Origin of the sequence: Bariatricus sp. HCP28S3_A4 (assembly GCF_052066395.1) — a bacterium.
Classification (GTDB): domain Bacteria; phylum Bacillota; class Clostridia; order Lachnospirales; family Lachnospiraceae; genus Allocoprococcus.
Genome location: NZ_JBQHSE010000048.1, coordinates 1 through 12,251, shown reverse-complemented (window position 1 = coordinate 12,251; position 12,251 = coordinate 1). Strand labels below are relative to the sequence as shown.

The following is a 12,251-nucleotide window of genomic DNA, read 5'->3' as shown; positions in this document are numbered from 1 at the left end:
ATATAATTGAAAAAACGCGCACCCCACGGGGGGTGGTGGGCTGGGCTGCGCGGCGGCGCCCCGCCCCCCCCCCCCATGTCTCTCTCTTAATTAAATTCCTCTAAACCGGAATGTAAATTCCATATGTCCGTCTGACGGAAGCAGGTATTCCGGATGTGTTTTTGCTCCCCAGCTGTCGTCTCCGGCAATTCCCATCTGTGCCAGGGAAGTACGGATCACCGTGTAATGTACAGCCGGCAGTTCGTATGGATGGCGGGCATTTTCCATCTCATGCGGTGTCCATGGAAGGGCGGAGAAATTCATACCGTCACCGGTGAATAACAGTCCGCGGCCGCGTTTGTCGGTTACTTTTGCCCAGCGGACACCGGTCTTATTTCCGGTCTCCTGCGGAACGATATAGTGTGCGACGTTATCGGCAACCTGATTTTTGTAGATGCCAAGTTTGCCGCCTTTACACCGGTCTGCGTAAGTTTCTTCCGGTCCCATTCCGTACCATTCCAGCTGATTGTAATCGGCATTGATCTTCATGATCATTCCGAATTCCGGCATGGAGCCCAGACCTTCCGGGATATCGCAGGATAAGGTTGTCTCGATGGTTCCGTCCCCATATACGGTGTAGGCTACCTTGCAGTCTGCGACCGGTTTCGTCGGCAGTACATAGGTAAATGTGATGGTTGCACTGTTCTCGTTTTCCTGAAGCACCGGGTCATAGGATTTCACAGGTCCGGAAGCAGAAGAAAGGAAATCTTTGTGCGACAGATAAAGGCTTGCGAGCTTCCACTGGCCGTAGAACATCGGCATTCCGTTTCCTTCGTCGTTATCTACCGGGGCGCGCCAGAAGTTCGGTTTTGGAATGCTCTCGATCATTTCCACACCTGCATACCGGTAGGATACCAGTCCACCGGTCAGATAGGAGAAGAGTGCATCAAAGTTTTCGCCTTTTACGCCGATGTTGACTTTTCCTCTGATGATTTTGACCGGTTTTTCACAGGAATAAGAAAGCGCACGGTCAGATTCTGAAACGGTGTATACAAATTGTCCGAATGCAACTTCATGACCGGCCGGAGCCCATAGGGTATCCTCTATTAAATGGAAGGATACGGTTACGGTATACTCACCGGCTTTTGTCTGTTCAGGGATCGGCAGATCGTATTCCCGGCTGGATAACGGTGCAACGTCTGTTGCAAGTGTGGCTTTGCGGATCTGCTTTCCGTCTTTGGCCAGTGTGACGATGCAGCGGAAGGTGTCGGTGTTGGTGAACAGGTTTTTGTTGATGACAAGAACCTTATCACGGCTTACTTCTGCGGTAATGTTCTGATAATTGAATTTGACTTCCTGCATCTTCGGAGACGGAGTACGGTCGCCGCCGTATACGATTCCGTTGGCGCTGAAGTTGTAGTCGGTCGGACGTTCGCCGAAGTCACCGCCGTATGCCTGGAATTCTTGTCCGTAACGGTCTTTTTTGGTAATCGTCTGGTCTACATAATCCCAGATGAATCCTCCCTGATAGAGTGGTTCTGTGTCCGTCAGATCTGTGTATTTATGCATGGCGCCGCAGGAATTTCCCATGGCGTGCGTGTATTCACAGCAGATGAACGGTTTGTCCCTGTGCTCGTTTAAGAAGGCCTGAATTCTGGCAGCCGAAGGATACATCTGGCTTTCCATATCGCTTGTATCGTTGTAGCGGCGATCCTGGAAGACTCCTTCGTAGTGCACAAGGCGGGTCGAATCCAGTTCCCGGAATTTATCGGACATTTTTTTGATCACGCTTCCTCCGTAGGACTCATTTCCGCAGGACCAGATCAGAACAGACGGATGGTTCTTGTCTCTTTGGTAAATGGAATTGACACGGTCAAGAAGTGGTGCTTCCCAGTGCGGTTTGTCCCCCGGAATCGCATATTCATAATCGCCTCCGCGGATCACAACATCCCAGGAACCGTGGGTTTCCATATTGTTTTCGTCGATCAGGTAGAGACCGTATACGTCACACAACTTATAAAGTCTGGAATCGTTCGGATAGTGGCAGGTACGGATCGCGTTGATGTTGTGGCGTTTCATGGTAACCACATCCTGAACAAGCTCTTCCGGCTGCGGAACGCGGCCTGCAAATGTGCTGAATTCATGGCGGTTGGCGCCTTTGAATACGATTCTCTTTCCATTCAGGAGCATGAGGCTGTCCTTCAGTTCAAAACGGCGGAAACCGACGCCTTCTGCGATCACTTCTGTAATCTTTCCTGCTTCATCCTCAACGGTCAGAAGAAGTTCATACAGGTTCGGCACTTCGGCGCTCCAGAGCCGGAAGCCTTGGAGAGAAAGGCTGAGATGGCCTTCACCGTCAGAGAGGGTAAATTCGGCTTCGGCAAATTTGTCCGCCGCTTCATCGCCCGGATCGTCAGCTGTGCTGCCCGGAAAATGGTATAAAGGCAGTCTGGTCAGTCTGGCTTTCACGGTTCCATTTCCAAGAGACCGGACATCAATCAAAAGTTCTCCTTTGGAACAGGTGTCATCCAGCAGGGTACGGATTTTCAGATCATCAATATGTACAGCCGGTTTGGTGTAGAGAAAAACATCCCGGAAAATGCCGGAGAAACGGTAGAAGTCCTGATCCTCCGCCCAGCTTCCGCTGGTCCATTTGTATACCTGGACGGCTAATTTATTTTCGCCTTCCGTCAGATAAGGCGTCAGCTCGAAATCAGAAGGAGTGAAGCTGTCTTCACTGTATCCGACATAGTGTCCGTTCAGCCAGAGCGCCATTCCACTTTCCACACCCTGGAAGGAAATGAATAACGGCTGGCCCTTCATGTGCTCCGGTACACGGAAGTATTTCACATAGCTTGCAGTCGGATTAAATTCGGTCGGGATCTCCCCGTCCCAGATGTCTTCACGACCGTCCCATGGATACTGGGTGTTAACGTATGCAGGAATATCGTAGCCTTCCATCTGAATATGGGCAGGTACACGGATATCACTCCAGTTTCTGCAGTCATGTTCTAAAGATTCAAAATCTTTGACTGTATCAGAAAGATTCCGGCCGTAGGAAAATTTCCAGATACCATTCAGTGAAAAGCGAAATGGATTTTCTTTGTTTCTTAAATGTTCTTCATCCGGAAAATATTCATGGTCGGAGTGAGCCGGGAGAACATTTTCTTTGAAAAAGGTGCTGTCTTTTAATTTGTTGTAATCAAACATGGTAAACCTCCTGTAGAATCTCGCATCGGATTGATTCTTGTTCGTTGATATTACTTTCATTATGAGCAACAGAGTCGAATTGTGCAATATAAATTTGGTTCCAGTATATGGAAAAATGTTGTATTTCGACTTTATATACATTATACTAAAAAAAGAAAAGAAACAATCGTATCGTAAGATGGCTGCGAAAACAGAGGAGGGGAATATGGCAGATACATACAAATATGAATATTATGCTACCGACAAACTCCTGAATTCGTTGTCTGTATACAATACCGGTTATGAAAAATGCCATCCGGGTTATCAGTGGGGCCCCGGAATCCGGGATCACTATCTGATCCATCATGTTATTCGCGGAAAGGGGAGTTATGTGCTTGAGGGAAGAATGTATCATCTGAATGCCGGTGATACGTTCCTTTTGTTTCCAAATGTAGAAGCCAGTTATCGCGCGGATGAGGAGGAACCGTGGGAGTATGCGTGGGTAGGATTTGCGGGCACGGATGCCTATTCTATGATTGCAAATACCGATTTTTCAAAGAAGAATCCGGTTCTGGATCAGAGACTGATCAGCGACGAGCTGTTCCGGAAGATCCAGGCAGTGTACAATGCGAATGGAAATACATTTCGTGACGCGGTTGCCATGACGGGGGCACTCTACTCGCTGATGGGATTTCTGATGCAGCATTCGAAGGGAGAAGAAAAAGCAGACAATCTTCAGCAGCATTATGTGGAGCGGGCCAGACAGTATATCGCGGAACAGTATTCATATCCGATCACGGTGGAAGATGTCGCAGTTTATACGGGAATCAGCAGAAGTTATCTTTTTCGTCTGTTTCGCACGATGATGAAGCAGTCTCCGAAAGAATATCTTCTGGAGTACCGGATCAGGCAGGCGTGCCAGCTACTGAATCAAACAGAACTTCCGGTGGGAAGCATTGCACATTCAGTGGGGTTTGAGGATAATCTGTATTTTTCGAAGGTGTTTAAGAAATATAAGAACTGTACACCGTCGGAATACAGATGCATGAAATGAGTTCGTGACAGGGAGAAATGGTGATGAAAAAGAAAGATAAAATGCAGTTCCGGTTTTATGAGATGGGACCAAATACACAGGTTCTCGCACTGCTTGGGGAAGACTGGATCCGTCCTTACGGGCAGGATATCGTGGATCTTCATTTCCATAATTATATGGAGATCGGAGTATGCTACAACGGACATGGGGAATGTACGCTGCGTGACAAGAACTGTACATTTCAGAAGGACAGTATTCTGATCATTCCCCCGAATTATCCACACAATAATACAAGTGATAAAGGAACCGTTGCCTACTGGGAGTGGATGTATTTTGACATGGACAATGTGATAAAGGATATGAATGAAATGTCGCACAATAAGCTTGATACGGAAAAGCTGTTGAATATGATTTATTCGGAACCACTGTTCTACCAGAAAGAAGAATATCAGACATTATCCAATATTATTATGGAGATCCGCGAGGAGAATTACCGAAAAGAATATATGTATCATGAGAAGGTTCGTGGACTTCTTCAGTCTTTTACAGTAGAATTGATCCGGATCCATAATGTAAACAGTAAGATGTCCAGAAAGAATCCGCGGAATATTCAGATCGTGCCGGCACTGAATTATGTGAAAGCTCATTATAATGATGAAAACATCCGTATACAGGACCTTGCGGATGTGTGCAATATCAGTGAAAGTCATTTCCGAAGGATTTTTCAGGAGTGCATGAATATGACGCCCAATGATTATGTCAATGTCATACGGATTCACGAGGCATGCAATCTTCTTCTTAAGAAACATGCAACGATGGACGAAATTGCTTACCGGGTCGGTTATGGCAATGTGTCTACTTTTAACCGTAATTTTAAGCGAATCATAGGCATGTCACCGTATCAGTGGAAAAAATCGCCGGAAAATTATGCCGGACAGATGATGGATTTTAATATCAGTGCATTGAAAGGATGGTAGCAACATGGATTACAGAATGGTGAAACAGGTGCATAAGAGGATCAAGACTTCTACAAAAGTATTGAAGAATGTGATGATCGTCCTCTGTGTGCTTTTTGTGCTTATAGGCATCATATTTGACAGAGGGATGCTGTTTCTGGCACTTTTGACAGCGGGGATGTATTTTTTATATGATACATATGCCGTGAAAGATTATGAATATGTGATGGAAGGCAATCAATTTACAATTTCTGTTATACAGGCAAAACGGCATCGGAGGGAAGTACATGTGCTGAATCTGAAAGATATGGAAGTGCTCGCGCCGAACTGGCATGATGCGGTGGCAAAATACCGGAAAAACGGGGGGACAGAAATACTTCCGAAATTCGACTATACTTCCTATGAGCCGGAAATACCTTATTATACTATGATTATTATGGAAAACAGAAAGAAAATCAAATTACTCCTGGACCTGGAAGATGATATGATTGCTGCTATAAAACGTATGTATCCACAAAAAGTTTTCCTTTCATGACGGTAAAATGACCAGTTATCCTTTGGGATGCTGGTCTTTTTTGTGTAAAACGTCGAATGAAAGGCGAAAAAATGATTGAAAATGCCTCTTTTTTAATTGAATATATCCGCAATTAAATGATATGGGCAAGTATAATTATGCCTAGAGAAACACAAAAAGAAATGCGGAAATTAAGCGATGTGCACAAATGCATTTCAAAGAAAAAGGAGGATTCAGTATGAAAAAAAAGAAATTGATGGCATTGTTTCTCGCCGGTACCATGGTGCTTTCTCTGGCAGCATGCGGAGGCGGCAAAAGCTCTGAAGAGTCTTCAGAGGCAACAAGCAGTGATGAAAACACTTTGACGGTTGCAGCATGGGATCCGTCATTCAACATCCCTGCTCTTCAGGCTGCAGCCGAGGATTACAAGGCGAATGTGAATCCGGATTTCGTTCTTGAAATCAAAGAACAGTCCGGCTCAGCTGACATTGAGACGGCGATCACAACCGCTGCATCAGCAGGCAATTATGAGACATTGCCGGACATTGTTCTGTTCCAGGATCACTGGTTTGCAAACTACTATGCAAACTACCCGGATGCATGGCAGGACATCAACGATGCAGATGTAAAATGGGATGATTTCTCACAGGAAAAGCTGGGGTATTCTACAATTGATGGCAAGCATTTCGGTATGCCGGTAGACAACGGTGCAGTTATCACTGCTTATCGTGTTGACCTTCTGGAAGAATGTGGATATACCATCGATGACATGACCGGAATTACATGGGATGAATTCATTGAGATCGGTAAAGTAGTAAAAGAAAAGACAGGAAAATATCTGATGTGTATGGACGGTGACGGCAATGACCTTGTATATCTGATGCTTCAGGCAGAGGGTGTATCTCAGTTCAAAGACGGAAAACCGTACATTGTTGGAAATGATACTCTGAAGGAAGTTGTTCAGACAATCGTGAAAATGGCTCAGGAAGGCGTGCTCCTTCTTTCCAACAGCTGGTCAGATTACACAGACCAGGCAATCCAGGGCGATCAGGTTGCAGGCGTTATGAACGGTAACTGGATCATTCCGACCATGGAAAAGGTTGAAGCTAACAGCGGTAAATGGGAGATCACAACGATGCCGACTCTGACAGGTGCAGAGGGATATGCTTCTAACGGTGGCGCTTCTCTTTACATTACAGCAAACTGCAAGAAGACAGACCTTGCAAAAGACTTCCTTGCATACACATTTGGTGGAAGCACAGCTACATATGACAAGGCTCTTACAGACGGCGGCGTAATTTCTTGTTATGCTCCGGCAGGTGAGTCTGATGTATACAATCAGGGTGTTGTGTTCTTCAACGACCAGCCAATCTATGCAAAGATCGTAGAAATGGGAACTCATGTTCAGACCATTGAACAGAGTGATTATCACTATACCTGCCGTACACAGATTGCAGCTGCAATCATCAACATTATCAACGGCGGAAATATTGATGATGAACTTCAGCTTGCTGAGGATCAGTTGAATCACGAAATGGGCAACTAATTCAAAGATATTAGGATTGAGCTAAGGCAAACGGGGAAAACGATTTCCGTTTTCCCCTCTTTTCTTACCGATAGGGGGACATAAAGTGGAAAAGAAGAGAGGATTAACTTTACTTCAGAAACAGTCCAGAGCAGGATGGATTTTCCTTACTCCTGCAACTGTATTGATTGCAGTGATGAGTTTCTGGCCAATGATCAGTGCATTTCTGATGTCACTGAAGACCGGTTCCAGTGCGAACATGCAGTGGAATCAGCCGATATTTAACAACTATGTGAGAATGTTTTCGGATAAACTGTTTCTTCGTTCTGTAGGAAACACATTTTTATATCTGATCATCCAGGTTCCGATCATGCTGGTACTTGCGATTCTTCTGGCACAGCTTTTGAACAACAGAGATCTGAAATTCAAAGGATTCTTCCGTACATGCGTTTTCCTGCCATGTGCAACAGCGCTGGTATCTTACTCTTTGATTTTTAAATCTTTATTTGCTACAGAAGGTCTTATCAATACGATTCTCGTGAATCTGGGAATCCTGTCACAGAACTACAATTTCCTGGGAAATCCGACCAGCGCCAAGGCGGTTATCATTATCGCGTTGATCTGGAGATGGACCGGTTACAATATGGTGTTCTATCTGGCAGGCCTGCAGAACATTGAATATTCGGTATATGAAGCGGCAAAGATCGACGGCGCAAACGGCTGGAAGACATTCTGGGGAATTACGGTTCCGCTTCTGAAACCGACAATCATCATGACATTCATTATGTCAATCAACGGTACACTGCAGCTCTTCGATGAGTCTGTAAACCTTACAAACGGTGGCCCTGCAAATTCGACCATCACAATGTCACATTATATTTACAATAATACGTTCGGTACCGGTGTTGCCAACTTCGGTTATGCAACAGCTATGGCATTCTTCGTATTTATTATGGTAGGTATTCTGGCATTAATTAACATGAAAGTAGGTGATACACGTGACTGAGAAAAAGAACAGAAGTATGATCCAGCGCCGGTTGATTCCGACCTATGTTTTCCTCATAATTGTATCATTTATTTCGGTGTTCCCGTTCTACTGGATGATTTCCGCAGCAACAAATACATCCTTCGATGTAGCGCAGGGACGCCTGCTTCCGGGAACCTATCTTGCAACAAACTTTGCAAATCTTACAGCCGGGCGTGACCTTTGGGGAACGATGTGGAACTCCTTTATTTATGCATTCGTGCAGACGATTCTGGCGCTTCTCATCTGCTCACTGGCAGGATTTGGTTTTGAATTATATCATGACAAGAAGAAAGATATTGTATTTACGATCCTTCTGCTTGCCATGATGATTCCGGGTGTGGCAACGATGATTCCATTATTCCGGATGGTTTCAAAAATGGGACTGTTGAACTCTGTATGGGGCTTCATCCTTCCGGCCATATCGACTCCGTTTTTGATCATGATGTTCCGAAATAACTCGCGTAACTTCCCGGTCGATGTTATGGAGGCGGCCAGAATCGACGGCCTTAGAGAAATTCAGATTTTCTTCCGCATGTATATGCCGATGATGAAGTCAACCTACGCTGCAGCAGCAGTAGTAACATTCATGAATGCATGGAACTCCTACCTGTGGCCGAAGGTAATCATGACAGACACAAATGCGCAGACGATGCCGATGCTGATTGCAAACCTGGCATCCGGATACACGACCGATTACGGCGTATTGATGCTCGGCGTATTGTTCTGTTCAGTTCCTACGATGGTAATCTTCTTCATTCTGCAGAAACAGTTCGCTGAAGGTTTGACCGGAGCGGTAAAATAAACCATGAAAAAATTCTTATTTCAACATTTCGATATAACTAGATTAGGAGGGAATAAAAATGGGTGAATTCATTCTGAATGTAATCCACAGGCCTGAGATGGTTCCGGAGTATTCCGCTACGGTGACCGGTCATGGAAAAGAAGAAGATATCGGGGATAAAAAGCTTCTGACAGAATCTCTGGACATCTTCAAGACACAGCAAAGACTGGCACATGAAAATGGCCTGAAGGTCACGATCCACATGACCTATGCATCGCTTTTCAATGATGAAGCAGTTCAGATTGCAAAAGACGATCATGAGAAATATGGAGACGAGATCGCACTCTCGCTGCTCGGACTTCCGTGTGAACAGTTCCGAGAAAAATATAAAACAAAAGATTTCTGTATCTGGATGTTTTCAATGGAAGACAAGAAGAAGATCGTGGATGATGTCTTTGAAAAATTCCACGAAAGATTCGGCTTCTATCCGGAATCAACAGGATCTTATTATATGGATGCGGATCTTACAAACTACATTAAGGAAGCATATCCTTCTGTAAAATGTGCGATCGCTACCTGCTGGGAAGAAGGTCCGAAAGCATACCATACCTGTAACAATTCCTGGTACACACTGTTTGACGGTGGTCCGTGGGCGCCATGGATTCCTTCCAAACAGAACACACATGCACCGGCGGCCAATGAGGCGGAGGACAGTGGAATCGTTGCGATCCCGCATCTTTCCAGAGACCTTCTGGCATGCTACGACGGTAACGGATCCAACTTCGGTACACATCCGCAGAACGTGCTGCGCGGTATGATCTATGATTCCAAGACATGGGAATATCCATATCTGTATAATCTGATCGATCAGTATCGTGCACAGGAAAAGTATAACAACGGTTATGCGTATAACATGATGTTCGTCGGACCGGGCTGGATGAATAAGATGGGAAGATGGGAAGCACCGTATAAACTGCTTCTGAAATCTTATTCCGACGGCTGCAAATATTACGGCGAGCTGAAAAAACAGGGCAAACTGATCGATATGACCATGTCCGAATTTGCCGACTATTACCGCGAGAAGAAGACCTACACCGAACCGGAATGTGCTCTTTGGAGAGATATCCTTTATGGTTCTGACAAGCAGCTGTTCTGGTATACGGATCCATATATGCGCGTTGGTGTCAATATGGACCAGGGCGGAGCGATCGTGGACCTCAGACCATATGCGGCGAAACTGAAATGGGAAGTCGGCATCGGAACCAGACATGTGCAGGATGCTTCTTATCCATTCTTGATTCAGGAAAAGTACCGTGCAGGTTACTTTACACACTATGCGGGAGAAGGAACGATCCGAAGCGCAAAGATCTGCTATCAGGGTGAAGAAGTAGACTTGTGTCTGTGCCGTACGAAAGCACATTTCTCACAGGAAGGAAATACCAGAATCCTGACACTGGATCCGGTCGATATCGAATTCTACGATCTGACACTGAAGCTTCAGAGCAGACTGTATTTCGAAGAAGGAACCGGAACGGTACGGATCGAACGGGAGATTCTTGAAATGAGTCATCCGGAAGCACAGGTAGAAATCAACGAATATATGGTAGCATGCTATGGAACGACCGAGTATCCGGAGGATATGAATGGAATCGTACTTCGCTGTGAAGGAGAAGAACCAAAAGAAATCATCTATGCATATAAATGCAGAGAAGAAAGCCTTGCGGATGCAGATGCGGTATCCGCAGTGATTCCTGCAATCGAGACGAAAGTATCTATGGAGGCATCAAAAGGCGGAGAAGGTTATGTTCGTGAAGGATATGCTTTTTCTCCAATGTTTACTCTTGGTTATAAGAAGAAAGTTGCAGATAAGGAGGTCTTTACAACATGGCTCAAGCTGGAAAAGGCAAATTAAATTACAGATGTCCGTCTTGTTTCATGAGAGATCTGGATATTGATATGTTCTACGATAAAGAGAAGGACGAATATTACTGTCTGCGGTGCCAGTTTACCGGAACAGAAGAAGAGGTTCTCGCAGGAAATGAGATGGTCAGAACCAAATATAAAGCAATGCATAAAAGATTTACGAAATATGATTTCGATTAGTCATCTGCTGACATAAGGAGGAAAGCTTTATTATGAAGAAAATGGTCTATGGAGTGGATCTCGGCTGGGCATCACAGTTGGAATCCATGGGATACCGATGGCTGAATGAAAACGGAGAAGAAACCGATATTCTTGCAGCCTCAAAAGAACTGGGAGTCAATGCCGTGCGCTTACGCGTATTTGTGAACCCGCCGGAATCGGCATACTGGCAGAAAAGAGAAAATGAAACCTGTATGCTGGGATTCTGTGATGCAAAAAACACGCTTGATATGGCAAAGCGCGTAAAAGCTCAGGGCATGAAGCTCATGATCGATTTCCACTACAGCGACCATTTCGCAGATCCGGAAATTCAGGATCCGCCGAAGGCGTGGGAACACGATACAGACGAACAGCTCATCGAACGCGTTGCAGCACATACGAGAGAAGTACTTTCCTTATTTAAAGAGAGTGGCGTGTATCCGGAATGGGTCGAAGTCGGCAATGAGATCAACAATGGAATCATGTGGCCCCACGGAAACCTGAAAAAGGCCCCGGAACAACTGGTACGTTTCCTGAACGCAGGATATGATGCTGTAAAAGAAGTATGTCCGGACAGCCAGGTTGTCACACATCTTGCCGCTGTCGTCGAAGAAGAACAATGCGTTCCCTTCCTGGATAATTTCTTCGCTCAAAACGGGAAGACCGATATCCTGGGATTTTCCTACTATCCTTACTGGCAAAAAATAGAAAGCAGCAAGGAAAAACTCGCAGGATGGCTGAAAATGTATTCTGAGAAATACCACAAACCGGTTCTGATCGCCGAAGTCGGCGGTCCGGATCAGGATGAAGAAGAAAGTTACAAAATTGTGAAAGATGCCATCGAAGCGATGAAGGAGATGGAAGACCAGGAGGAGTTATGCATCTTCTACTGGGAACCGGAAGCGACATCTGCGATCCTGCCGGATCACTATCCTCTGAGCGCAGCAAAGCTTGTCGGGGATAAGAAGCTGAAATATAATAAAGCATTGACGGCCTGTCGGGATGATAAGCAGGCGGCTGAATGAGAGACAGGGGGACAGGTTTCGTGTCTCACGAGGGTGTGACGGATACATTCCCACTGTCTCACCCACATACCCCACTCAATATCAAACTATAAATAATATAA

At 45.4% G+C, this 12,251-nt stretch carries 10 protein-coding genes; 9 read left to right on the top strand and 1 reads right to left on the bottom strand.

All coding sequences use genetic code 11. The annotated features are described in order from the left end of the window. Window positions 1-90 precede the first annotated feature (90 nt). Window positions 91-3,189: a glycoside hydrolase family 2 TIM barrel-domain containing protein gene (locus ACTNBF_RS15500; RefSeq protein ID WP_441089617.1), complete on the bottom strand. Its 3,099-nt coding sequence runs from the start codon at window positions 3,187-3,189 to the stop codon at window positions 91-93. 205 nt (window positions 3,190-3,394) lie between these two features. On the opposite strand from ACTNBF_RS15500, the gene ACTNBF_RS15495 reads away from it, so the two are divergent. The 9 genes from ACTNBF_RS15495 (at window position 3,395) to ACTNBF_RS15455 (ending at window position 12,150) form a co-directional block, all read left to right on the top strand. After that, window positions 3,395-4,222 (top strand): AraC family transcriptional regulator, encoded by an 828-nt coding sequence (locus ACTNBF_RS15495; protein WP_441024629.1) that lies wholly within the window; start codon window positions 3,395-3,397, stop codon window positions 4,220-4,222. 23 nt (window positions 4,223-4,245) lie between these two features. Beyond that, a complete protein-coding gene (locus tag ACTNBF_RS15490) occupies window positions 4,246-5,178 on the top strand; it encodes an AraC family transcriptional regulator (RefSeq protein WP_441024630.1) in 933 nt (310 codons plus the stop codon). Between the two features lie 4 nt (window positions 5,179-5,182). Next, the gene (locus ACTNBF_RS15485) at window positions 5,183-5,692 is read left to right on the top strand and encodes a hypothetical protein (protein ID WP_441024632.1); all 510 of its coding nucleotides are present in this window, start codon (window positions 5,183-5,185) and stop codon (window positions 5,690-5,692) included. A 217-nt stretch (window positions 5,693-5,909) separates the two neighbouring features. Beyond that, the gene (locus ACTNBF_RS15480) at window positions 5,910-7,217 is read left to right on the top strand and encodes an ABC transporter substrate-binding protein (protein ID WP_441089616.1); all 1,308 of its coding nucleotides are present in this window, start codon (window positions 5,910-5,912) and stop codon (window positions 7,215-7,217) included. 85 nt (window positions 7,218-7,302) lie between these two features. Beyond that, window positions 7,303-8,202 carry a carbohydrate ABC transporter permease gene (locus tag ACTNBF_RS15475; RefSeq protein ID WP_427808600.1) on the top strand — a complete coding sequence of 300 codons (900 nt, stop codon included), beginning with the start codon at window positions 7,303-7,305 and terminating at the stop codon, window positions 8,200-8,202. Between the two features lie 16 nt (window positions 8,203-8,218). Beyond that, window positions 8,219-9,025, top strand: coding sequence for a carbohydrate ABC transporter permease (locus tag ACTNBF_RS15470; RefSeq protein WP_427808612.1), 807 nt, complete (start codon window positions 8,219-8,221; stop codon window positions 9,023-9,025). 58 nt (window positions 9,026-9,083) lie between these two features. Next, window positions 9,084-10,916, top strand: a complete 1,833-nt coding sequence (locus ACTNBF_RS15465; protein ID WP_441024636.1) for a hypothetical protein — start codon at window positions 9,084-9,086, stop codon at window positions 10,914-10,916. Further along, window positions 10,889-11,107 (top strand): hypothetical protein, encoded by a 219-nt coding sequence (locus ACTNBF_RS15460; RefSeq protein WP_441016838.1) that lies wholly within the window; start codon window positions 10,889-10,891, stop codon window positions 11,105-11,107. The genes ACTNBF_RS15465 and ACTNBF_RS15460 overlap by 28 nt, the downstream gene beginning before the upstream one ends. Window positions 11,108-11,139: 32 nt before the next feature. After that, window positions 11,140-12,150, top strand: coding sequence for a glycosyl hydrolase 53 family protein (locus ACTNBF_RS15455; RefSeq protein ID WP_441024637.1), 1,011 nt, complete (start codon window positions 11,140-11,142; stop codon window positions 12,148-12,150). Window positions 12,151-12,251: the final 101 nt, after the last annotated feature.